The following is a 23137-nucleotide window of genomic DNA, read 5'->3' on the forward strand; positions in this document are numbered from 1 at the left end:
ATGGCATGAGTCACGACCGGTACCAAGATCCGCCGGGACCGCCGCCTCGTTGTGGTCCCGCGACAGGTCGCCAACCGGACCGACCACATCCCGGCGCGTACCAGCAGCCTCCGCAGGGGCCGGGAGGCCATCCCCCTCGGCACCAAGGCCCTGGCGGATACGGCCGGCCGCCCGGTCCCGCCGAACCGCCCACGACACCGGTTCCTCGGCAGACTCACCAGCCCACCCGGTACTACGAGCAGCCACCACCACCGGCTCCCACGCCCTATGAGCAGGATCCCGACCTGCACCAGCGCGAGCGACCACCAGCGCAGTACCAGCCGGCGGCTGAGCCGTACGAACCGCAGCCACCCTCTCGTGACTCCGCCGGCCAGGCGTATCGGGAGCCCGAGGAATCTCCTCTCGACTACCAGCGTGAGCGCGATCGACGCGCCGACCGCGCCACCCTCATCGCCAACACCGTCCGAGTGGTCACGGCTCTCATCGCACTCGTTTTCGTGCTGCACATCGTGTTCACCCTGTTCGGCGCCAACCCGGACAGCGGCGTGGTCGCCTTCGTCTACGGCACGGCGAAGATATTCGTGATCGGCTTCGGAGACGTCTTCACTCCCGGCGATGCCACGATCGGCCTCATCGTCAACTACGGCCTGGCGGCGATCGTCTACCTGGTGGTCGGGCGGGTCATCCACCGGACACTCCGGAACCGCTGAGCGCCCGTTCGGGGGAGGGCCGCACGACTCAACGATGGGAGTCCCCTGAGCCACCGGCCCTCGGTTCGTCGGCTCAGTCAGGCGATCCACTCCGTGGTGGACGTGTCGGCCACCAGTGGCGACCGGCATGACCACTGCGCCTGCCAGTCCTCCACGTCCTCGCAGTAGGTGCAGAGGTTGAGCAACAGCATCAGGTGGTCATGATCGAACACAGGCTTCCACTTCGGACCAGGAACTTTCCTCAGGCCGCATCGAGAGCACGTCACGCCGGCGCCCCTGTCCCGTCGGTGCTCCTCAGTCCGTTCATCCCTGCACTCTCTCTCGCGCTCGCTGCCACTCGTCATCGCTGCCCCGTACGGACAGTCGGTAGAGTTTCTGCCTACTTCCGTCGGTTTCGAGTGTGAGAATGCAGACTCTGCGTCCCGAAGGCGAGATCCTGGTCCGGGACCAGGGCGAGATCCGGAGCGAGCCGGGTGAGCAGTTCGAGAACGATGCGGACCTCCATCCCTCCTGGGGACGGAGATCGCCGGCGCGAAGTTGGTGGACGACGCGACTCGATCTCGGGGAGTGTCCAGCCTCATGGCCGATGCGAAGATCCAGAAGTTGCGGGCGCTGGCGGGGCTGGCGACGCCGATGGCACTGCGCGTGGCGGTCACGCTGCGCCTCGCCGACCGCCTGACCGGCGACGGCGCCACCGCCGCGGATCTTGCCGCGCAGACCGGAACCGATCCGGCAGCGATGACCCGGCTGCTGGACCACCTCGTGACGGTGGGCGTCCTCGATCGCACCGGCGACTGCTACCGGACGACCGAACTCGGCGACCATCTGCGAGAAGTCGCCGACAACGGCCTGCTCGACGAACTCGACATGACGTCGGCCATCGGCCGCGCCGAACTCGCGTTCGTGGAACTCCGGCACACGATGGAGACCGGGCGGGCCGCCTACCCGCAGCGCTACGGCCAGGACTTCTGGGCCGACCTCGCGGCGACCCCTGCCCTGCAGCGGTCCTTCGACGCCAAGATGACCCGCCGCTTCCGCGAGCATGCCCCGACGATCGCCCACCGCTTCGACTGGCGCCGCTTCCACACCATCGTCGACGTCGGTGGCGGGCAGGGCACGGTGCTCAGCGCCATCCTCCAGGCACATCCGGCCGTTCACGGCCGGCTGGTCGACCTCGCGCCCACCGCAGCCCGGGCCACGCAGGAATTCGCCGCCGCCGGCCTGAGTGGTCGGGCCCGCGCGGTCGCGGGCAGCTTCTTCGAACCCCTTCCGGAGGGCGCCGACGCCTACATCCTGTCGGACATCCTCCACGACTGGGACGACGAGCAGGCCGGCATGATCCTGGCTCGCTGCGCCGAGGCCGCCGGGTCCGACGGTGTCATCCTTGTCATCGAACCCGTTCGCGGGCTGGGTGCCGACACCGCCATCGATCTCTCGATGCTCGTCTTCTTCGGTGGCCGGGAACGGAGCATCGCCGAACTCGTCGAACTCGCCGCAGGCCACGGTCTGGAACTGGCATCGACCACGCCGGTCACAGAAGGACGCACCCTGCTCGAGTTTGCTGCCAAGGGATGACCAGTTCGGCTTACGAGCAACTGCTCGCCTCCCATTATGCGAAGTCATGGGGTTCCCCAGGTGCGCGAACTGCGCCCGCACCCGGTCCGCGCCGACACGAGCTTCCCGAGGAGTTCGCCATCTTCGAGTTCGCGCCCGATGGCGAACGTCGGACGTGGGTCTACGCCACCTGCGGCATGGCCCAGCCCGGTGACGACCGGATGCTCGAACTTCATCTGTTCGGCCCTCGGCCTGCGTGGGAACTGGTAGAGATTCTCACGGTGGTTGCGCATTACCATCGGACCGGAAGCGCTCTCGACGTTGGGCACACGGTCAACCTGGGTCGGCCGTGGCTGGACGATTCGGCCTGCGATCATGCCCTCGTATCGCTGCCCTATCTCGATGGTCCGAACCTCGAGAACTTGGCACTGCCCGATGGCTCGGCGGTCGCGTGTGAATGGCTGATCCCCGTCACCTCCGCAGAGGTGCAGTACAAGAACACGCACGGGTTGGAGGCGCTCGAGGGACGGTTCGAGGCCAGCGGATTCGATTACCTCGACCCGGACCGACCCAGCGTCTGCTGAACGATCCTACTGCCCACCGTGTTGCCGACGACGAACACGGCGGGCCGAGTACGGCCACCCGTCCCCTCGCCCGGCCCCGGCGGCCGATGCGCGGCCCGGTACCCGCACGTCGCGACGAGCCCGCCAGATGCACGGGCTCTGCACCTCCGGGGCCCGGATGTGGCGGCCGCGACATGGGCTTGTGACGTCGTGCTCGCCCGGGCGCCTCGGGCTGTGATCCGCATAACATGATGCGGCGAGCAACGCCAGCCTTGACTTTTGGGTTACTGAACGTTTTCCTCCTCTTGGGGAGGAGTGAACTAATGACGTCGATACTCATCTTTATTGCTGGAGCAGCGCTGCTGATTTACAGCGCCGAAAAGTTGATCGTGTACGTGGTCGGAGCAGCGAGCGGTCTGCACGTGTCCGTGTTCCTGCTCGCCATCATCTTCACCGGAATCGAGTTCGACGACGTCGCCCTCGGGGTCGCCCTGAACCTCGAAGACCTCAGTGGCGTTGCTCTCGGCACCGTTTTTGGAACGGCGATATCGATGACCGGGATCGTGCTCGCACTTGCCGCGATCATCGCGCCTACCAGGGTGAACATCTCGCGCGACTACATCATTCTCTTCGCAGTGTCCCCGCTGGTGATGATCCCGTTCGTTCTGGCCGGTCCTCTCACCGCCGTTCACGGCGTAATCCTCGTGCTCCTGTTCGTGCTCTTCATCGGCTATGTCGCCACCCGGGAGCTCAGGAGTACTACACCTGTCTTCCGCAATGCGGAGATCCTCGAGAAGATCGAAGTGGGTGGCGGTGGCGGACGGCCTTCGTCGGGCGCCGACGAGCCCATCGAGAATCTCACGAGCAAGCCCCCGTTCGAAGTGACGGTGCCCTTCAACAGGACACGCAGGCTCCCCGGCTGGGCCGGTATCGGACTGGCCCTCATCGCGCTCGCCGGCCTCATCCTCGGTGCCTACGCCACCAGCATCGGAACCGAGGGCATCCTCGAGGAGTACGCGATCGAGGGCGCCCTGTTCGGCGCCACCATTGCCACCCTCGTGCTCACGCTCGAGGACATCTTCCTGACCGTCGTGCCGGCCCGTAGAGGTGCGCCCGAGATCGGGATCGGCAACGTCATCGGCAGCGTCGTCTTCGGGGTGACCGGAAAGCTGGGCATCATCCTGCTCGCGGGCGGCAGCATCGTCGTCGACGACGAGGTGATCTCCTGGCATCTCCCGGTGCTCGTCGTCATGACCGCCGTCGCGGCGTACTTCATCTACAGCGGCCGCCTCAGGCGCTGGCACGGGTTCGTGTTGCTGGCGCTCTACATCGCCTACTGGGTCATCAGCTTCACGATGTTCGGGGAGGCCCCGATCGAAGCCGACTGACACCCGGCCGCAGGTAGCAGAGGGACCGAGGTGGTGCAGGCCGCCTGACGGCGAGACGAGGCAGAACGGGTCTGTCGCGGGCTCGCCGTCAGGCCAGGTAGCCGCGCCCGAACGCATCCGGCCCCGTCACGATCCGTGGATCTTCCTGGCGGACGATCGGCCAGTACTCGATGAGATGGTGTTCGACAGGCGCGCCGGTCACATCCGAGGCGTCGAATGCTTCGCGACGGCTGCGGGCGCTGACACGTACTCGTATCCAGGACGAACCGGCCGTCGAGATGGTCAGGCTCGAGTACACGTAGTTCTCCACAACGAGGAATGACTGACTCTCACAGTAGAGGTCGCGCTCCCCGGCGGCCTCCGCTCGGAAATCTCTGTGGTTTGGCCCCGGAGAGCTGGGTAGCCGGGTGAAGGTTACGTCGACTGGCCCCCACCGGGTCCCGCAGATCACACTCATCCAGTTCTCTTCGCCGACGGTGAGCCACCCATCTGCACTATCTGGCAGGGGATCGTCCTGTCCGGATGCGCCGCGAAGGGTGTACCGGCCATCGCGGACGGTGACTTCGACCCTGATGGAGCCATCCTTCACCACCACGCTCGAGATTCTACTTCTGAGCGGATCCGCGTCCTCGGTCGGGCACCAGTTTCCCGCATGCAATTACTGTTGTGCGCGCGAGGGAAATTGAGATAGGCCTCGTCATCGTGGAGACAGTGGACCGGTCTGCGCAAAAGTAGGAGCTCAGACGCTGTGCGTGCCCTCGACCGTGTGATCGCGACGGCCACCCGAACGGCAGGCCCCCAGTCTGGGCCGATCGGGGATGGCGGGATGTTTGCCTTCATAGGCGGTTCTGCCAGTGGTCCTGGACCCCGTCGCCTGGCACCGTGAAGAGAACGGTTCCGACGGCTGGAGGGGATGGGACGGATGGCCGGACGTGTGAGTGATCTGTTCGGACGGATTCGCGATGCCCTCCGACGGCTCGACGAGCTCGAGCAGCGGCGGGCCCTGCTCGACCGGCCCTGGGAGGAGGAGTTCCTCCACTGGGCTGCCGACGGGAGCCTCCACGGCAACCGGCTGCCCCCGGTCGCGAAGCACCGGCGCGGTCACAGCACCACGACCGGCGGATGGTGCCCGTGCGCGCACTCCCATCCGGTGCGGCCGTAGCGCAGGTCACGCAGCTTCGCCGGTGGTCACCAGGTCGATGAGGTGTCCAACTGGCGGCGAACGTCGTCGAACAGGAGGGCGAGCCGGAGGGAGCCGAAGGTGGCGGTCGCGTGGTGCAGCGCATCGAACACGGCGACCGCGGGGTCCGGGTGCGTCGCGGCGGCCAACGCGGGGAACGCCACGGCCTGCTGCAGCCGGTCGGAACCTTGCCCGTCCGCTGAGCTGACCGCCCGGTATCGGATGTGCTCGTCGGCCCACAGCGCCTGCCACGAGGCCTGATCGTCGTCGAAGGGCGCGGGCAGGGGCTGCCCGGAGTCGAGTGCGGCCAGAGCCGGGGCGATCCAGGCGATCTCATCGAGGCCGGCTTCGACGAAGGCGCGGCGGGCCGCCCACCGGGCGAGCGCACGCCGGTGCGGTGCCTCGGCGGCCGCGACGGCCTCGGCGAGAGCCCGGTCCAGCAGCACCAGCGTTCGTGCGGAGGGGATCTCCCCCAGCGGACCAGGGGGTCTGGTCCCGCGCCAGAGCAGGTTCTCGCGCCGCTGCCGGCCGCGTTCGGCATCGCGGTGCCCGCGGCGGTGGTCGGCCTCGGCCCGCTGTACCCGGACCTGCGCGGGATCGAGGTTCTGCGCGTAGTCGTGCCAGTACCGAGCCACCTCGCCGGTCTGCCGCAACACCTGGTCCGGCCGGGCGGCCGTCGGCCAGAACTGCAGCAGATAGCGATCGGGCGCAGGTACGCCGTCACGGCTCGTGTCTGCGGCCTTGCCGGCGTCCATGCCGGAAGCGCAGTAGCGGACCCGGTACACGCCGGGGGCAAGCGCAAGAGGCCCGACCGCGGAACCCAGGCACTCAACCAGGCTGGTGGCTGACGAGCGCGCCACGAACGCGACCTCGACCACCTCTTCCCACTCCTCGCCCACCGGTGGCGGCCCGTCGTGCTCCTCGACCACGAACGGGACCAGGCCGGTGTGCAGACCGGTGATCAGCCACATACCGCCCGCCTCGGCCGCCCCGCACAACCCGTTGACCTGGCCGACGAAACACGAGGCAAGATCGAAGGTGTCCAGGCCATCCGCTCCCTCGATATAGGCCTGCGAGTAGCTGACGTGGATATCGCCTCTGAACAGGGTCCGCACGGGAGCATTCTGCTGATCACCGGCCGCAAGCGATCAAGGACCCGCGTGGTCAGGTCTTGCGCACCCGAGGCGGAACGATCATCTTCCGGACGTCGACCAGCAGGAGCGCCGCCAGGCCGATCAGCGGGAACAGGGTGAGCTGCACGAGCCCCGCGCCCTGCCACCCCATCCCGGCGACGAGCCTCGCGAAGATCAGTCCGGAGAATGCGGCGGCCACGTAGTACGTGAGGATGAAGAGCCCTGCGCCCCGTCCCACCTGCTCGGGCCGGACGGCTCGCTGGAGAACCGTGCTGCAGTTGGTGAACAGGACGCCGCTGGCGAAGGTGCCCATCAGGAAGGCGAGCACGTACTGGGCCGCGGCCCCCTCGGCGAACTGGTACGCCGCGAGCGCGGTGAGTGACGAGCCGACGAAACCGACGGCCAGGAGCAGGCGCTGGTCGACGCGGTCCGCCAGCCATCCCACGGGAAGCGCGGTCATGGCGCCGAAGCCGACGAGCGACGCCGCGAGGGCGGCCTGTCCCGCACTGAACTCGAGTTCCTCGCGGAGGAAGGTGGGGTACAGGCCCAGGAACCCGTAGAAGACGAGCCCCGACACGGCTGACGTGATGCCCAGAGCGAGGGCGTTCCGGTTGTAGGGGGACGCGGGGACGTGCTCGTAGGACGCCGTGTCGGTGGTGCCGTCGCGCCCGGCCACCGCCTCGCTCATGGCGCGGGGGATGGCGATCAGCAGGACGACCGCCATGATCAGCCCCGCTCCTCCGAACACGAAGAACGGGGTGCGCCAGCCGCCCGCGGCCGTCGCCAGGCTCTGCCCGATGATCGGCCCGAGGAACACGCCCAGGCCGAAGGCGAGACCGATGAAACCGGCTGCCGAGGCGCGGCGATGGAAGAAGTAGGCGCCGATGATCGCGTAGATGGCCGTGGCCTGAACGCCCTCGCCGACGCCGCTGAGGAGCCGGTAGAGGGCCATGTCCGCGAATCCCGCGGCGAACGGGATGGCGATCGTGGCGAGCGAATAGACCAGGACGCTCACGACCACGATCATTCTGCGCGGCAGCCGGTCCAGCAGGTATCCCGCCGGGAGGCCGGTGAGGGCGAGCCCCAGGGTGAATCCCGTGGCCAGTAGCCCTGCCTGGTCGAGCGAGAACCCGAACTCCTGACGGATCTCCGGCAGCAGTGGATAGAAGACCTGCCGGTCCATCGCGTTCAGCATGTACGACAGGCAGAGCACCGTGAAACCGATGATCAGGGCGGCCGACGTGGCCCGAGGGCCCGGCGTTGACGTGTTCTGTGCGTGTGTGCGACCGGGGACCGTCGGCTGCGCCATCGAAGCTCCGTTCTCGGTGTCCGCTGGGCGGACACTCGTCCGTTGCCGGGTTCGCGTAGAGTGACCGAGTTGCCGAGGCGCCGTCAAGGGGCCGCCGCAAGTCGATACCCAGGCTCGACCCGCAACCCGCGAATTGCCCCGCACGGCCCTGCCGCCACCAGGCCGCCGGCCGTGGTGCCGTTCATGGAGTGGGGTCCGGGATCAGGGAGGCGCGGACAAGTGCGCTCCGCGAGTGCTCAATCTTCGCCGGGCCGCAGCACCGCCAACACGGTCCGCATCAGGATCTTGAAGTCCAGGCGCAGCGACCAGTTCTCGATGGAGAAGTTGTCGTATTCGGCCCGGTCGGCGATGGAGGACTGACCGCGAAGGCCGTGCACCTGCGCCCAGCCGGTGATGCCGGCCTTCACCCGGTGCCGATCGCCGTAGCTACGCACGTTCATGTCGAACAACTCGACGAATCCGGCCGCTCGGGGCGCGGACCGACCAGCGCCATCTCGCCCCGCACCACGTTGATCAGCTGTGGTAGCTCGTCCAGCGACGTCTTCCGCATCAGTTTGCCGATCCGGGTACGCCGGTCGTCGCCCTCCACGCAGGCGGCTCAGGCCGGGGTAGATGGGCCGGAACCCGTTCAGCGGCGCACCGCAACCGACATACCCATTCCAGGGCGTGCCGTTTTGTACAGCCGCATCAACGGGACGAGTGAACCCCGAGACACCGGGTAGCGGGCGAAGGCGTGACCATCCCGCGGACCGCGCTCGGACTTTCCGCCGGTCCTTCACAGGGCGCCATTCATGCACCGATTCATGCGACGGTGTCGGAGGGCGGGCGGTACTCGCGCAGACGCCGGCGGGGAGCCGCCCGGCAGGCCGTGGTGCCGCTCACGGAGTGGGGGTCCGGAGATCAGAGCGGCGCTATGGTCAACAACAACGAAGAGGGGGTGCTCGGGTGCCTGGGTCGACCGGTGCAGGACCTTCAGGTCAGGCGGAGTTCGTCGTGGTCGGTGCCGGCACCGCGGGCTGCGTCATCGCTTCTCGCCTTTCGGAGAATCCCGACAATCAGGGGCTGTTGCTGGCGGCGGGGCCGTTCGAGGGCCCCGCCGCCACGGCGGTGCCGGCTGCGGCGGCGTCCCTGTGGGGAACTGCGGTCGACTGGGCCTTCAGCAGCGAGCCGCAGGCCGGTCTCGACGGAGCCGTCGTGCCGTACCCCCGGGGCCGCCTGCTGGGTGGATCGAGCAGCATCAACGCAATGGCGCACATTCGTGCGCATCGGTCGAGCCATGACGACTGGGTCAGTGGCGGGTGCCCCGGGCTGGGGTTATGACGACCTGCTGCCCTACTTCCGCCGTAGTGAGCACGCAGGCGGAGCCGACACCGCGAATCGCGGCGTCGACGGAGCGATGCAGGTGGCAGCGCTGCCCGAGGTGAGCCCCTTCAATCTCGCCACCCGTGACGCCGTCCTGCAGGCGGGGCTCCCGTTCGCCGACGACATCAACGTGCCCGACCAGGACGGCGCGGGGTGGCTGGAGAAGAACATCGTCGACGGCGCACGCCAGTCGGCGGCTGACGCCTCCATCCGCCCGGTTCCGGCTGATCGCCCCAATCTGACAACGGGAGATCGGCGGGCAGCCGGCGCCGGCCGAATGGCGCGACAAGGAGTTCCGGCCCGGCGTGGACGTCCAGGATGGCGACCAGTTGGAGCGCTACCTCAGGGAGGACACGCACAGCGCCTGCCACCCTGCGGGGACCTGCCGGATCGGCGACGACGAGCGCGCCGTGGTCGACAGTGACCTTCGCGTCCGCGGCGTCACGGGCCTACGGGTCGCCGCCGCGTCGGTGATGCCGTCGGTGGTGGGCGCGAACATCAACGCAACCGTGCTGGCCATCGCCGAGCGCGCCGCCGTTCTCATCGGGGGCGGGTGCTGATCAGATCGGCCCTTCGGGCGGTTGCCTCAGAGTTGCCGGAGGCACCACCCGAGCCACGCACCGCCCCCGAGTACCACGACGGCTCCGACGACAAGGGAGCTGACCGCGATCAACATCACCCCGATGGCGATGACGACCGCTGCGACGCACAGACTCAGTACGAGTGTCGGCCTCACACGACCAGCATGTCGCAGCCGACGGTCGTCGGAAGGGTGCCGCGGCGGCACTGGTCCGTTCGGGCTAGCGATGCCGGGGGAGAGGCCTAGGCCGGTCGGCCGCCGGAGAAAATCGTGACGTGCGACCATCCCCGCCGTGACGAGACCTGTGATCTTCGTCGGTGGACCGCTCAACGGGCAGGTTGCCGAGCGGACCGGTGCGAAGTGGGACCAGTATCGCGACGACTCCGGACAGCCGCTCTCGAGGGAGATCGGCGACAAGGTCATGCGCCAGCAGCCGGCCAGCGAGCGACAGCACTACTACCTGGCCTTCATCGCCGGGCAGCGCGAAGCTCTCGCCGAATGGGCCTACGTCCACCTGCCCCTCATGGGCTACTACACCGCCGCCGGCACCTGGAACGCGAGTCTCAGCGCCGCGGTGGACGTTTTGCAGAGGGTGGCGGCCAAGGAGTAACGGGACCACATCCGGTGCGGATCCTCGGGCTCGGCCCGAGCCTGCCTCGGTTGAGGTGGTGCGGCCTCCCGCTACGCTGTAGCGTTGTGCTGTCACCGTGCCGAGCAGGCCGGTGACCCGCGGGGAGGCCTCGGCTCGCATCGAATGGAGCCCGAGCCGCCTGCCTCGGCCCTGGGTACCCGTGCTGTCGGTCATGCTCCCGCCACGGATCTGGTTCTCAGGCCTCCCCGGTCGCCACCACGCCATTGGCATGGTCGTTGGAGTAAAGCTATGAGCCCACGTCAGCCGCTGGTCGGTCTTCCCGGTCGAGGCGACCCCCACCTGCGGGTGGACGTACACCGGCACACCGGTGCCGGTTTCGCCCTCAGCGTGGAGGGCGCGCTGGAACGGGCCACCGCACCGGTGCTGGCCGGCTGCCTGCAGCGGCTGCTCGCCGTCGCTCGCCCACCCGAGAGCATGGTGGTCGACCTCGCCCGGGTGACCTTCATCGACCTCGGCGGCCTGAAGGTCCTGCTCGACGCGGCGCGGTGCGCGATCGAACGCGGCTGCTCACTGCGCCTCACCGACTGCAGCCGTCCCACGGTGCGGCTGGTGCGTATGGCGACGGGGTTCGACGTTGCCCTCGACGTTCGGGAAAGACCTGCCGAGCGTCCGTCCGACGGGACTGCCCGAGCGGGGTTTCCGCTGGTGAGCGTCTGACTCGAAACGCAACCGCGTGGCCGCAAATGCCAGGAGCCCGCCTCCCAGAGGAAGGCGGGCTCCTGGCAGAACAGGTGGATCAGATGACGCGGACCCCGGTGGCCTGGGGGCCCTTGGCGCCCTGGCCGACCGTGAACTCCACGCGCTGCCCCTCGTCGAGGCTGCGGAATCCGCCGGCGTCGATCTCGGAGTAGTGGACGAAGACGTCAGCGCCGCCGCCGTCGGTGGAGATGAAGCCGAAGCCCTTTTCGCCGTTGAACCACTTGACTGTTCCCTGTGCCATGGTGACTGCTCCTCGCAGGTAGAGGGGCTCCGCACTGTGCGAAGCCCGGCCGGCAACAGCGGCCTGCCCTGCGTCGTCTTGACACCGGGCCGGCCACCGCTTCGTTCCTGCGGGCGTGCAACACACGAACACCGAAACTCAACGACCTACTTACCTAACTGCCGAACCCATCGATTCGTTCCGTGAATCGCAAGAAATTTTTTCCTGTGCTGCGGGCGGTCGGCGCGGACCATGGCGCGCGACCGTCAGCCGGCGGTCGTGGCCGGGTCGGCGGTGAGCCGGGCCAGCCGGGAGGTGGTGGGCCAGCGAACGCTGTGCGCCCAGCCCAGCTTCTCCAGGACCCAGATCACGCGGGCGGACATGTCGACCTGTCCGCGCTGCACGCCGTGACGGGCGCAGGTGGGGTCGGCGTGGTGCAGGTTGTGCCAGGACTCGCCCATGGACAGAACCGCCAGCGGCCACACGTTGGTCGCCTTGCCCTGCGCGACGAAGGGGCGCTCACCGATCATGTGGCAGATCGAGTTGATCGACCACGTGACGTGGTGCAGCACGGCTACGCGCACCAGCCCGGCCCAGAAGAACGCGGTGAAGGCACCCCAGAACGACATGGTGACCAGGCCGCCGATCAGGGCGGGCGCGAGCAGGCTGATCACGGTCCACACCGGGAACAGCAGGCTGATCCGCGCGATGTCGCGGTCGGCGAGCAGGTCGGGGGTGAAGCGGGCGGCGTTGGTGCGGTCCTTGCCGAACAGCCAACCGAGGTGGGCGTGGAAGAACCCCTTGGCCAGCGCGGCCGGGGTGGTGCCGAAGAGCCATGGCGAGTGCGGGTCGCCGTCCTTGTCGGAGTAGGCGTGGTGGCGGCGGTGGTCGGCGACCCAGGTGACGACGTCGCCCTGTAGCGCCAGGCTGCCGGCGATGGCGAGCCCGTTGCGCAGGCCCCGGTTCGCCTTGAACGCGCGGTGGGTGAAGTACCGGTGGAAGCCGACCGTCACGCCGAAGCCGGAGAGGAAGTAGAAGCCCACGGCGAGGCCGATGTCGAGCCAGCTCAGGCCCCAACCCCAGGTCAGCGGCACGGCCGCGACCAAGGCGAGCATCGGGATCACGGTGAAGAGGTAGACCAGCGCGCTCTCCGCGGGTGGCCGTCTCCCGTCGAGCATCGGTTTGGCGCGGCCGCGCTGCTCGGTGGCTGTCGTGCCTCCGGGGGCGGTCAGTGTTGTCATGCTCGGGGTTCTCCTCGGTGATCTCGGGCGTGCGGCAGTCGTGCTGCGCCTGGTTGCGCTGACGTGGTTCCGGTCCTGGCGGAACGGCCCTGCGAGACGAAGAGGCCCCGGGATGTGGGGCCCTCACGTGCCTGCGGATTCCTGCGACCGCACACTTCGAGTACCCGTTATCCGACGATGTAGCACTACGGGCGGTGTGTGCGACGTGTCACTACTGTGTCGCGCTAGGTTGTAGACACTACGGTGTAGCGGCCCAATCTTCAATCGGGAGGTGGGGCAGCGCACGACGATGAGCACGGAGGTTCGTCTGGTGGACGGCGACGACACGTCGACCCCGGTTGTCGATGACGGAGACGTCGACGGCGTCGCCGGGGCCGTCCCGGCCGGGGGAGGGCGCAGGCCGGTGCTGTCCCGGGGCGAGGTGCTCGCCGCCGCCCTGTCGCTCATCGACAGCGACGGGGTCGAGGCGTTGTCCATGCGCCGTCTCGGCAAGGCGCTCGGCCGCGACCCGATGCGGCTCTACCGGCACGCATCGAGCAAGGACGAACTGCTCGACGGGGTGGTCGAGCTCGTGTTGTCCGAGCTCTCCGTCCCGGTGCCTGCGGACGCCGGCGACTGGGAGGAGGCCCTGCGGCGCACGGCCCACACCTTCCGCGGGATCGTTCTCGCCCATCCTCACGTCGTGCCCCTGCTGGTGACCCGCCCGCTGGCCACCCCGCTGGCCATGCGCCCCCTGGGCACGCTGCGTCCGCTCGAGGACCTGCTGGCGCTGTTCATGGAGGCGGGTTTCGACGGGCGCGGCGCTCTGCACGCCTACCGCCTCTACATCGGCTTCCTGTACGGGCACGTGCTCAACGAGCTGCAGGAACGGGTGCAGGACCCGGACGAGAGCGATGACCTGCTGCGGCTGGGCCTGTACCGGCTGCCCGTCCTCGAGTTCCCGCGGCTGCGCGCGCTGGCAACGGAGCTGGCGGACTACGACGGCGGCCGGGAGCTCGACGAGGGGCTCGACGTCATCCTCGCGGGTCTGCGCGAGCAGCTGAAGGCCGGCGGCACTGACTCGTGACGTCCGCACGCGGAACACCTGGGAGTATCCGGGCGTGGTCGATCCGCCTGCCCCCGCGATGTTCGACGTGTTTCACCGGGCGCTGGGACGCAGTCCGCTGTTGGCGCGGATCGCCGCGGAGGCGATGGGCGATCGCTACCCGTCGGAGGTCGAGCCCTCCAGTTGCGCGTCGTGGTGGTTCCTCGGGCAGGCCGTCGCCGGGCTCCGGCTTCGTCCCGGCGCGCTCCTGGTGGATCTGGGCTGTGGGCGGGGTGGGCCGGGCATCTGGGTGGCCCGAGCGATGTCGGCAACTCTGGTCGGAGTCGACTTCAGCGAGGAAGCGTGTCGGCTGGCTGCCGAGCGCGCTCGTGCTTTCGGCCTCGCTGACCGTTCGAGCTTCCGGGTGGCGCCCCTCGACCGCACCGGCCTGCCCGACGGGTGTGCCGACGGGCTTCTGAGTGTGGACGCGTTGTACTTCGCCGACAGCGCCGCAGCGCTGAGGGAGGTCCATCGCATCCTCGTGCCCGGCGGCCGTGCTGTGTTCACCGCCAACGAGGGTCTCGATGTACCGCTCGGCTCGGAGCGGCGCTGGGATCGCCGGATCGCCGCTGCCGGCCTCGCGCTGGAGGACCGCATCGTCGACCCGGTCCACAACGAGGACTACTCGAACCTCTGCGCCCTCTGGGTCCGGCATGCCGATGCGATTCGGGCCGAGGTGGGCGACGAGGTGACCGACGGTCTGCTCGCCGAAGCCGCCGAGGTCGCGGGGGTCGTGACCCGGGAGAAACTGGTCCTCGTCGTGCGTCGTCCCTGAGCGACCGGAGCGACTACGGCGTCGCGGCCGTCACGGGCTCCGGGGGTGGTTCGTCATCGGGCCCCGCTGCCCGGAACCCCGACACCGCGAGCAGGATGCCCGCGGCGGCGACTCCGGACGCTGCGAGCGCGAGTGCGGCCTGCATCCCCACGGCGTCGGCGAACAGGCCGCCGAGCGGGGCGCCGACCACGACGGCGGCTCGGTTCAGCGATCTCATCGTCGCGTTCGTCCGGCCCTGCAGGCGGTCGGGGGTGACCGCCTGGCGGTAGGACATCTCGATCGGTCCCTCCGCCCCGAACCCCAGCCCGTAGAGGAACTGGCCGGCCGCGGCGGTCACAACGACCGCGATCCCGTCCGTGCTGCCTGCCACGGCGATGACCGCGATCCCGCCGGCCTCCAGTACGCGGGAACCGGCGACGGTCGCCGGGATCCCGGCGCGGCGTCCCAACGTCTCGGACGCGGAGCTGCCCATGAGCGCGCCGACGCCGGCCAGCGCGACCGTCACTCCCAGCCCCGTCGGGCCGATGCCCAGCCGCAGGAGCGCATAGGGCACGTAGACGGTGACGAACACGGCGTTGAACAGGAACCAGCCGTGCGTGGAGAGTGCGAGCGGCCGCAGTGTGGGGTGCCGGAAGACCCACCGGACGCCTTCGCGCAGCTCGGCGAGGACGGATCGGGTGGCCCGACGCGCAGGACGCTCGACCACCGGGGTGGCGGCGACGAGCAGGCCCGACAGCGTGAAGCTCACGGCGTCGACCAGCACGGCGAGCGGTGCCCCGACCGCCGCGATCACGCCGCCGCCCAGCAGTGGTCCGGTCGTCTGGGCCACCGCGTCGCTCTGCTGGAGACGGGCGTTCGCGCGCGGCAGCAGTTCGCGCGGGACGAGCCGTGGGAGGAAGGACTGGTTGGCGGCGGCGTTGAAGACCGACAACGTCCCGAACACCACCATCAGCGCGGCCAGCATGGCGACGGTCAGGGTGCCCGTCACCGTGAGCAGCGCAATCCCGGCGAGCACCACCGCACGGCCGAAGTCGGTGCCGACCAGCACCGGCTTGCGGCGCACCCGGTCGGCCAGCACACCGGCGAACAACCCGACGGCCACGTAGGGCGCCATCCCTGCGGCCTTGACGAACCCGACGTCCGCCACCGTGCCGCCCAGCGCGGTCACCACGATCGCGGCAATCGCGATCTCGCTGATGTACGTGCCGAAGGCGGAGACCGTGGACGCCGTCCAGAACCGGCGGAACCCGAGGTCGTGACGCAGCCCGGCGGCCCGCTCCGTCACGCCGGCCGACCAGCCACTGACCCAGCGTAAGCGGATGATCGTCCGCAGTGAACGTCTCCCTGTGGGTCAGGCGAGGGCGACGCCGCGGCGGGCGCGTTGCCGGGCACCCCACACGGCCACGACCACCGTGGTCAGGGCGAGCAGGCCGACGAGCGCCAGCACTGGGACGTCCAGGACGGTGAGCACGAGTAGCGGGGCGATGGCGGCCACCGGCCACGGCCACATCGCCGACAGGCGCTTGTGGGCGCTGACGAGCACGATGCCTGCCCCGACGAGGGTGAGGGTCATGCCGCCGATCGCGGTCCACCCGGCCGCTGCGGGCAGGGCGGCGTACGGATGCATGACCAGTTCCTCGATGCCGACGCCTGCCGCGGCGATACCGAGGCTGAGCGGCAGGTGGCCGTAGACGTAGAGGTCGTGTCGCTCGTCGGCCTCGTCGTCGGTCTCCTCCTCGTCCTCCTGAAGCTCCTCGTTGCCGCTGGCCGAGGCCACGTCGAAGTAGGTCCACCAGAGGGCGCCGCCCACCACGAACGCGACGGCCGCCACGGTCACGGACAGGCCGGCCCACGCCGCGTCGTGCACTCCCGTGACGATGCCCGCGACGACCTCGCCGAGCACGAGGATGACGAACAGCCCGAACCGTTCCGGCAGATGCTCCATGTGCAGCGGTGCGGTGTCGCCCCGCCACGTGGCGACCACGGGGCCCGCGGCGTCGACGAGCACCGCCGCCGCCCACAGCACGTAGCGGGCCGGGGCGGGCACCACGAGCGACACCGCCCACAGTGCGGCGGCGATTCCGGTGCTGCCCAGGTAGACCGTGATGTTCCCCCGGCTCTCGGGCACGTGCCTCCACGCGCGCACGTACAGCGCGAGCAGCACGACCCGACCGAGCAGGAAGCATGCCGCGAACGGCACCGCGGTCGCCCCGACGGCGCCGGTCGCAGCAGCGGCGCAGCCGGCGATCGCGGCGGTCCCGACGAGCTGGGCGATGCGGAAGACCACGTCGTCCGTGTCGAAGCGGTTGGCGTACAGGGTTGTGCTGACCCACGAGAACCACATGGCCGAGAACAGGCCGGCGAACACGGCGGCACCCGACCAGCTGAGGTCCTTCAGGAACACGGCGGCGAGCTCGGCGACGACGAGCACGTACGCGAGGTCGTAGAACAGCTCCAGCCGCGACGCGGTGCGTTCCTCCCCGGTGGCGAGCCGCGGCGGGCGAACCCATTCCGCCGCGGCGTCGCGCTCGGTAACGTCGGTCTGCTCGCACTCCGCAGTCATGCGCTTCCTCCCCGGGTTCGATCGCCGCGACAGTGTCCCTGTCCCGCCGCCGCCGCGCCGGGTCGAGATCACGGCGGCGACAGGGATTCGGGCTGGGAGCGGCGGCCGGGACGTGGGTACGGTTGGCTGCGTGTCCGCCACCGGTCGTGATCAGGCGACCACGACATGGGACGGTCATCTCGTCCTGCTGCACCGCTCCGAGAGCGACCGGCTGGCCCGGCTGGCGGCGTGGGTGCGCACGGGCCTGGACCAGGGGGAGAAGGTCCTCTGCGTCGAAGGCGCGGAGGCGGGGAGCCCGTTGTTCGGCCACCTCCGCGGCTGCGGGATCGACGTCGACGCTGCTGCGGCGGAAGGCCGGTTGGTGCTACTGCCGCTGGAGGAGTTCCACGCGGCCGGCGGCCGGGACGAGGTGGTGGACCGGGCGCTCGACGAGGGCTTCCCGGCGCTGCGGATGTCCGCGCAGGCCGACTCGGCCCGCACCGTCCTCAGCACCGAGGCGTACGAGGACCTCGAGCGCGGGATCGATCGGCTGTGCCGGACGAGACCGGTGTCGGCCATGTGCCGCTACGCCAGCCGCTCCACCACCGGGGTGCTCCTGCGTGACGTCGTGGCGATGCACGTGGCCGGGGTCCGCGATCCGACCTTGAGCACCGGTGGGAAGGGGTCGGGGCTGGTCCTCCGGGGCGAGGTCGACATCGCCAACGTCGATGTGCTCGCAGCCACGCTGGCCGCTGCCCTTGGCGCCGCAATGTCCTCGCGGCGGGATGTGGTGTGGCTCGACCTCGCCGGGGTGGGCTTCCTCGGTGTCTCTGCCTGTCGCACGATCGCAGAGGAGAGTGCGGCCTTCCGCGACGGCGGTGGTCGCGTACGCCTCGCAGGCTCCCCGCCGGGGGTCGAGCGCGTCCTCACGCTCGTCGGGCTCCCTGCGATGCCGGGCCTGGAACTCGTCGGATCAAGCCGTCCGGCCGGTTGACGTATCGCTGTCCACGACAACGGGTACGCCCCGATTCGTGCAGGGCTACCCCGATGCCCCGTACGCCGCGAGCGCAGCTCACGCCGTGGCGCTGTACGGGTCCGACGCCGAGCTCCGGCGGACGGTGCTGCCGTTCGTGCGCGAGGGCCTGCGTCGCGGCGAGACCGTGGTCGCCGCCGTGTCGGAGCAGGCGGCCGCTGCGCTGTGCGAGGGCCTGGGGACGGCCGGCAACGACGTCCGGTGGGCGGTGCCCGGCCTCACGTACGCCAGCCTCGGGCCGGCGTCGGAGGCTGTGCGCAGCTACCTCGCCGAGCAGCGCGCGGCGGGGACTCCCGTCCGGCTGCTGGCGGAGAACGTCAGCGAAGGCCCCGCGGGGCGGACTGCCGCGTACCTGCGCCTCGATGCGGTGAGCACTGAGGTCTACGGCGTCTACGGGTTCCCGTGGGCGTGTCTGTACGACCGGCGCCGGTACCCGGCCGAGGTCCTGCAGCAGGCGGTCCAGGTCCACCCGCTGCTGCTCGGTGCGGACGGCCGCGCGGCCGGCAACGGCGCGTACGTGAGTCCCGATGAGTACGTCGCCACGCATCCCGGGCCGCTGTCCCCGGTGCCCCCGACGGTGGTTTTCGACGTCGCGCTGACCACGACCGCGGAGCTGTCGGCCGTGCGGAACCGGGCGGCGCACGCCGCGCAGCTCCTCGGGCTGCCCGTCGCGGACAGCCGTGATCTCGAGCTCGGGGCCGGCGAGGTGATCGCCAACGCTCTGGAGCACGGTGTCCTCCCCTGCCGGGTCCGGCTGTGGGGCGAGGCGGGGCAGGTGGTGGTCCGGGTGGACGACCGCGGGCCCGGCGACGGCGTCGCGACCGCGGGATTCCGCCGCCCGGCCCCCGACAGCGGTTCCGGCATGGGCCTCTGGATCGCCCGCCAGCTGGCCGACGTCGTTCACGTCGGTACCGGAGCGGACGGGTACGCGGTCGAGCTGCGGTTCGGTCCGGTCGCGGGAGGAGGGGGACGCGATGCCGCGTGACGACGGTGGGGGCGGCTCGGACCTACCGTCTCGCTGAGGAGCATCGCGCCGAGGTCGACGAACGACCGGTGCCCGATCTGTGCGGATCGACGGGTGCGCGTCGCCCGTACGGGGTACCGCTGAACGTGACACGTCCAGGGGTCGTCGCGGTCGGTGGGTCGGCCGGCGGGATCGAGGCGCTCGTGGCGATGGTGGCAGACCTGCCGGCGGATCTGCCTGCGTCCGTGCTGGTGACGGTGCACATCGGCCAACACGCCCGGAGCAGCCTCCCGCGGATCCTGTCGCGGGCCGGACCGCTGCCCGCGGAGCACGCCAGGAACGGGGAGCAGGTCCAGCCCGGACGCATCTACGTCGCGCCTCCGGGATTCCACCTGCTCGTTGCGGGTGGGGTGGTGCGGCTGAGCCCGGGACCGCGGGTCAACCGGCACCGACCGGCGGTCGACGTGATGTTCGGCAGCGCGGCGCGGTGGGCGGGAGACCGGGTGGTGGCGGTCGTGCTGTCGGGTCTGCTCGACGACGGTTCCGTCGGCGCCGCGCTCATCGCCAGGGCCGGCGGCCGCGTGGTCGTGCAGGATCCGGCGGAAGCCGTCTTCGGGTCCATGCCACGAGCGGCGCTGGGAGCGGTACCGGGTGCGGATGTGCAGCCGACGGCGCGGCTCGGCACCGCGGTCGGGGCCATGCTGGATGAGAGTGAGCCGGAGAGCAGGTCCGAGGACGAGAGGCAGGTGGAGCCGGAGATGTCGATGGAGGACAGCGGGGACCCGCAGTTCCTGGCAGCGGAGGAGACCCGGCTGACCCGCCTGATGTGCCCCGACTGCGGAGGCTCACTCGCGGAGGTCGAGCTCCCGCACATCAACTACTACCGCTGCCACGTGGGCCACCACTACGCCCCGAAGACGCTCGAGGCGGCGCAGGCGGAGGCCGCGGAGCGGAAGCTCTGGGCGGGGGTCGCGGCGCTGGAGGACCATGCGGCGCTCGCGCGGCACCTGGCCGAGCAGCCGGGTGCGGGTGCCGAGTATCGCGAGGCTGCCGAGCGGGCCGCCGACCTCGCGAAGATGATGCGATCACACCTGGCTGCGCCGAACCTCCAGGGCGTGGCCGGCTCGTCATAGGGCTCTCCGCCGCCGGGACGGTGTCCGTCCCGGTGGAATGAACGATGCGGCGGCGACGCGGCGCCGGGCCTCGCCAGGCAGGTCTACCGTGCGGTCCCACGAACGTGCACGCCACCGGCCGTGCGTGAGGAGGCAACGTGTCGCAACCGAACGCGGCGTTCGAGGAGCTCCTCGTCTACCTGCGGGACGCCCGGGGGTTCGACCTCACCGGCTACAAGCGCTCGAGCCTGACCCGCCGCGTCGAGCGGCGGATGGCGCAGCTGAACATCCCCGAGTACGGGGACTACCTCGACTACCTCCAGGTGCACGCCGAGGAGTTCACGGCGCTGTTCAACACGATCCTGATCAATGTGACGGGGTTCTTCCGGGATCCCGACGCCTGGGCCGCGTTGCAGACGGAGATTTTGCCTGCGCTGCTCGCGGCGAAGGCGAGCGGCGAACCGATCCGGGTCTGGAGCGCGGGCTGCGCATCCGGCGAGGAGGCCTACACGCTGGCGATCGTGCTCGCCGAGCTGCTCAGCCCCGACGAGTTCCGGCGGCGCGTGAAGATCTACGCCACCGACGTGGACGAGGAGAGCCTGGCGCAGGCCAGGCACGCGAGCTACTCGCCGCGGGAGATCCAGGGAGTCACGCAGGAGGAGTACCTCGAGAAGTACTTCGAGCAGTCCGGCGGCCGCTTCGTCTTCCGCAAGGACCTGCGGCGGGCGGTGATCTTCGGTCGTAACGACCTCGTGCAGGACGCGCCCATCTCGCGGATCGACCTGCTGGTCTGCCGCAACTCACTGATGTACTTCAACGCCGAGACCCAGGCCCGCATCCTGTCGCGCTTCCATTTCGCACTCGCCGACGCCGGTGTGCTGTTCCTCGGCAAGGCCGAGATGTTGCTGAGCCACTCGACGCTGTTCCTGCCCATCGACCTCAAGCGCAGGATCTTCCGCAAGGTGCCTCGGCAGCCCGTCGGCAACGGCACCGCGTTCGCCGAGGTGCCGGTCTCCGCCCCGCGGGCCGAGCTGCCCGGGGTGGAGTTGCTGCGTCACGAGACGCTCATGACGGGCCCGCTCGCGCAGGTCGTCCTCACCGCGGACGGTCGGGTCGCGCTGGCCAACCATCAGGCCGAGCACCTCTACGGGGTGTCGGCGAGGGACGTGGGACGTCCCTTCCGCGACCTCGACCTGTCCTACCGCCCTGTCGAGCTGCGCCAGTACATCGAGCAGGCCCAGCTCGAGCGGCGCATCGTGCGGGTGCCTGACGTCTCCTACGTCCGGGGCGGCGAGCGCCTCGACGTCGAGGTGCACATCACCCCCCTCGCCACCGGGGAGAGGGGCCTGCTCGGGGTCAGCGTCGTCTTCCACGACGTCACCCAGGCGCGGCGGCTGCAGGACGAGCTGGAGCAGACCAACCGGCAGCTGGAGACCGCCTACGAGGAGCTGCAGAGCACCAACGAGGAGCTGGAGACCACCAACGAGGAGCTCCAGTCGACGGTGGAGGAGCTCGAGACGACGAACGAGGAGCTCCAGTCCACCAACGAGGAGCTGGAGACGATGAACGAGGAGCTCCAGTCCACCAACGACGAGCTGCAGACGATCAACGACGAGCTGCAGGACCGCACCACCGAGCTCGACCAGGCCAACGGTTTCCTGGAGACCATCCTGTCGAGCCTGCGTGCGGGGGTCGTCGTCCTCGGTCCCGAGCTGCGGGTGCAGGTGTGGAACCGCCAGGCGGAGGAGCTGTGGGGGCTGCGCACCGATGAGGCGGTCGGCGAGCACTTCCTCAACCTCGACATCGGCCTGCCGCTCGATCGGCTCCGCCCGCTCGTCCGGCAGGCGCTGGCGGCGGACGAGGGTCTGCACGAGCTGGCAGTGGCCGCGGTCAACCGGCGGGGCCGCCCGATCCTCGTGCGCGTGCTCGCCAGCCCGCTCCGCGGATCGGACGGCGGGGCCGCCGGGGTGATCCTGATGATGGAGCAGGAGGCAATGGCCGACCGCCCGAACGGCGGCACCGGCTCCGACACCGTGGCCGCGGACGGTAGCGCCGACGGCAACGGTCGCGAACCGGCAGGCGGGATGTCGCGCGCCGACGGAGCGGCCGCCCACTGACCGTCGGCCCCACCGGGCAGACCGTCCGATCGGTGTGGCCTGCGCCACAGCATGCCCTTGGTGTCGCCTGTGCCTATCCTCCGTAATCGGGAGGTTGCATTCAGTGGTGGTGAGCGGTGTCCTGGCCGGCCTCGACGAGCGCGACGACCACGCCGTCGTGGTGCTCTCGGGCGCTCTCCGCCAGGGTACCCAGACGGACGTCCGGCGGTTGCTGCTCAAGCTGCTCGCGGATCACGGGCGCCTCCTCGTCGACCTGTCCCGCATGCGGCTCGAATGGCTGCCTGCGGTGCAGGTCTTTCCCGCCGTCCTGACGGAAGCGGGCGGCTGGCCCACGGGACTGCTGGTGCTCTTCGGTGCCGACGAGCGCATGGCGGCAGGCCTCGGGAAGCTGCACGTCGGGCGGACTGTCCCGGTGGTCGCCACCCTGGCCAATGCCGAGCGACGACTGTTCGAGCGACCCGCCCGCGTCGTCCGGGACCGCGAGCTGCCGGCGGATCTGGCCGCGCCGGGGGCCGCACGGGCGTTCCTCCGGGACACGTGCACGGACTGGGAGGTGCCGGCGTTGGCCGACGACGCCGCCCTCGTCGTGACCGAGCTCGTCTCCAACGCGGTGCAGCACGCGGGCAGCGAGAGCCGCCTCCGCATCGGGTGGGACGACCGGGGGTTGTGGATCGAGGTGCGTGACTACCGTCCCGGTGACGATGCCCGGCCCCGTCCGCGCGTGCTCGGCGCCCACCACGGCCGGGGTCTGCACGTCGTCGCCGCCGTGGCCACGCATTGGGGGGTGAGCGATCATCTCGACGGGAAAACGGTGTGGGCGCTTGTCTCCGTGCCGCCTGCGCCGAGGCAGATCCACCCGTCCAACCGTCGACGCAGGGATGGAACCGCCCTACCCTGACGCCTGGTCAAGCGGCGTGTC

The 23137-nt window shown here is 70.0% G+C and carries 22 protein-coding genes and 2 pseudogenes; 16 read left to right on the forward strand and 8 right to left on the reverse strand.

Translation table 11 applies throughout. From position 1 onward, the window contains the following. Positions 1-467 precede the first annotated feature (467 nt). The 4 genes from AC5L35_RS21115 to AC5L35_RS21130 all read left to right on the forward strand — a co-directional run bounded on the left by AC5L35_RS21115 (position 468) and on the right by AC5L35_RS21130 (position 4215). A complete protein-coding gene (locus tag AC5L35_RS21115; RefSeq protein WP_495061390.1) occupies positions 468-710 on the forward strand; it encodes a hypothetical protein in 243 nt (80 codons plus the stop codon). A gap of 579 nt (positions 711-1289) precedes the next feature. Beyond that, positions 1290-2285: a methyltransferase gene (locus AC5L35_RS21120; RefSeq protein ID WP_495061391.1), complete on the forward strand. Its 996-nt coding sequence runs from the start codon at positions 1290-1292 to the stop codon at positions 2283-2285. Next, entirely contained in the window at positions 2282-2848 is a 567-nt protein-coding gene (locus tag AC5L35_RS21125; protein ID WP_495061392.1) for a suppressor of fused domain protein, read from the forward strand. Before AC5L35_RS21120 ends, AC5L35_RS21125 begins: the two co-directional genes overlap by 4 nt. A 302-nt stretch (positions 2849-3150) precedes the next feature. After that, entirely contained in the window at positions 3151-4215 is a 1065-nt protein-coding gene (locus tag AC5L35_RS21130) for a sodium:calcium antiporter (RefSeq protein WP_495061393.1), read from the forward strand. A gap of 88 nt (positions 4216-4303) precedes the next feature. Here AC5L35_RS21130 and AC5L35_RS21135 read toward each other — a convergent pair whose 3' ends face one another. Further along, positions 4304-4810: a hypothetical protein gene (locus tag AC5L35_RS21135; RefSeq protein WP_495061394.1), complete on the reverse strand. Its 507-nt coding sequence runs from the start codon at positions 4808-4810 to the stop codon at positions 4304-4306. Positions 4811-5149: 339 nt separating this feature from the next. Between AC5L35_RS21135 and AC5L35_RS21140 the strand changes: the two genes are divergently transcribed. Further along, positions 5150-5377 carry a hypothetical protein gene (locus tag AC5L35_RS21140; protein ID WP_495061395.1) on the forward strand — a complete coding sequence of 76 codons (228 nt, stop codon included), beginning with the start codon at positions 5150-5152 and terminating at the stop codon, positions 5375-5377. A 26-nt stretch (positions 5378-5403) separates the two neighbouring features. On the opposite strand, the gene AC5L35_RS21145 is transcribed toward AC5L35_RS21140, so the two are convergent. The 3 genes and pseudogenes from AC5L35_RS21145 to AC5L35_RS21155 form a co-directional block, all read right to left on the reverse strand. Next, positions 5404-6510 (reverse strand): hypothetical protein, encoded by a 1107-nt coding sequence (locus AC5L35_RS21145; protein WP_495061396.1) that lies wholly within the window; start codon positions 6508-6510, stop codon positions 5404-5406. 49 nt (positions 6511-6559) lie between these two features. After that, a complete protein-coding gene (locus AC5L35_RS21150; protein ID WP_495061397.1) occupies positions 6560-7837 on the reverse strand; it encodes an MFS transporter in 1278 nt (425 codons plus the stop codon). 236 nt (positions 7838-8073) lie between these two features. Then, a pseudogene (locus AC5L35_RS21155) lies at positions 8074-8387 on the reverse strand (sugar transferase). A 62-nt stretch (positions 8388-8449) separates the two neighbouring features. Between AC5L35_RS21155 and AC5L35_RS21160 the strand changes: the two are divergent. From AC5L35_RS21160 to AC5L35_RS21175, 4 genes and pseudogenes are all read left to right on the forward strand, one after another. Further along, positions 8450-9362: pseudogene (locus AC5L35_RS21160) on the forward strand (GMC family oxidoreductase N-terminal domain-containing protein); the annotation flags it as partial. An 88-nt stretch (positions 9363-9450) separates the two neighbouring features. Next, the gene (locus AC5L35_RS21165; RefSeq protein WP_495061610.1) at positions 9451-9759 is read left to right on the forward strand and encodes a GMC oxidoreductase; all 309 of its coding nucleotides are present in this window, start codon (positions 9451-9453) and stop codon (positions 9757-9759) included. Positions 9760-10071: 312 nt separating this feature from the next. Continuing rightward, positions 10072-10389 carry a hypothetical protein gene (locus AC5L35_RS21170; protein ID WP_495061398.1) on the forward strand — a complete coding sequence of 106 codons (318 nt, stop codon included), beginning with the start codon at positions 10072-10074 and terminating at the stop codon, positions 10387-10389. 270 nt (positions 10390-10659) lie between these two features. Beyond that, positions 10660-11088 carry an STAS domain-containing protein gene (locus tag AC5L35_RS21175; protein ID WP_495061399.1) on the forward strand — a complete coding sequence of 143 codons (429 nt, stop codon included), beginning with the start codon at positions 10660-10662 and terminating at the stop codon, positions 11086-11088. A gap of 79 nt (positions 11089-11167) precedes the next feature. On the opposite strand, the gene AC5L35_RS21180 is transcribed toward AC5L35_RS21175, so the two are convergent. After that, positions 11168-11371, reverse strand: coding sequence for a cold-shock protein (locus tag AC5L35_RS21180; protein WP_169398467.1), 204 nt, complete (start codon positions 11369-11371; stop codon positions 11168-11170). A 245-nt stretch (positions 11372-11616) separates the two neighbouring features. Next, on the reverse strand, positions 11617-12591 hold the full coding sequence (locus AC5L35_RS21185; RefSeq protein WP_495061400.1) for an acyl-CoA desaturase: 975 nt from the start codon (positions 12589-12591) through the stop codon (positions 11617-11619). Between the two features lie 289 nt (positions 12592-12880). Between AC5L35_RS21185 and AC5L35_RS21190 the strand changes: the two genes are divergently transcribed. Together AC5L35_RS21190 and AC5L35_RS21195 are read left to right on the forward strand one after the other, a co-directional pair. Next, on the forward strand, positions 12881-13657 hold the full coding sequence (locus AC5L35_RS21190; protein WP_495061401.1) for a TetR/AcrR family transcriptional regulator C-terminal domain-containing protein: 777 nt from the start codon (positions 12881-12883) through the stop codon (positions 13655-13657). A 34-nt stretch (positions 13658-13691) separates the two neighbouring features. After that, on the forward strand, positions 13692-14450 hold the full coding sequence (locus AC5L35_RS21195) for an SAM-dependent methyltransferase (protein ID WP_495061402.1): 759 nt from the start codon (positions 13692-13694) through the stop codon (positions 14448-14450). Between the two features lie 13 nt (positions 14451-14463). On the opposite strand, the gene AC5L35_RS21200 is transcribed toward AC5L35_RS21195, so the two are convergent. Both AC5L35_RS21200 and AC5L35_RS21205 read right to left on the reverse strand, forming a co-directional pair. Then, positions 14464-15735: an MFS transporter gene (locus AC5L35_RS21200; protein ID WP_495061403.1), complete on the reverse strand. Its 1272-nt coding sequence runs from the start codon at positions 15733-15735 to the stop codon at positions 14464-14466. 66 nt (positions 15736-15801) lie between these two features. Then, complete coding sequence (locus AC5L35_RS21205; RefSeq protein ID WP_495061404.1) at positions 15802-17013, reverse strand: low temperature requirement protein A; 1212 nt, start codon at positions 17011-17013, stop codon at positions 15802-15804. Positions 17014-17143: 130 nt separating this feature from the next. On the opposite strand from AC5L35_RS21205, the gene AC5L35_RS21210 reads away from it, so the two are divergent. The 5 genes from AC5L35_RS21210 to AC5L35_RS21230 all read left to right on the forward strand — a co-directional run bounded on the left by AC5L35_RS21210 (position 17144) and on the right by AC5L35_RS21230 (position 23116). Continuing rightward, on the forward strand, positions 17144-17986 hold the full coding sequence (locus tag AC5L35_RS21210) for an MEDS domain-containing protein (RefSeq protein WP_495061405.1): 843 nt from the start codon (positions 17144-17146) through the stop codon (positions 17984-17986). Positions 17987-18023: 37 nt separating this feature from the next. Beyond that, entirely contained in the window at positions 18024-19010 is a 987-nt protein-coding gene (locus tag AC5L35_RS21215; RefSeq protein ID WP_495061406.1) for an MEDS domain-containing protein, read from the forward strand. A 125-nt stretch (positions 19011-19135) separates the two neighbouring features. Beyond that, positions 19136-20122 carry a chemotaxis protein CheB gene (locus AC5L35_RS21220; protein WP_495061407.1) on the forward strand — a complete coding sequence of 329 codons (987 nt, stop codon included), beginning with the start codon at positions 19136-19138 and terminating at the stop codon, positions 20120-20122. Between the two features lie 137 nt (positions 20123-20259). After that, entirely contained in the window at positions 20260-22218 is a 1959-nt protein-coding gene (locus AC5L35_RS21225; protein ID WP_495061408.1) for a CheR family methyltransferase, read from the forward strand. Positions 22219-22324: 106 nt separating this feature from the next. Further along, the gene (locus AC5L35_RS21230) at positions 22325-23116 is read left to right on the forward strand and encodes an ATP-binding protein (protein ID WP_495061409.1); all 792 of its coding nucleotides are present in this window, start codon (positions 22325-22327) and stop codon (positions 23114-23116) included. Positions 23117-23137: the final 21 nt, after the last annotated feature.

Source organism: Pseudonocardia sp. OZ21, assembly GCF_059359135.1.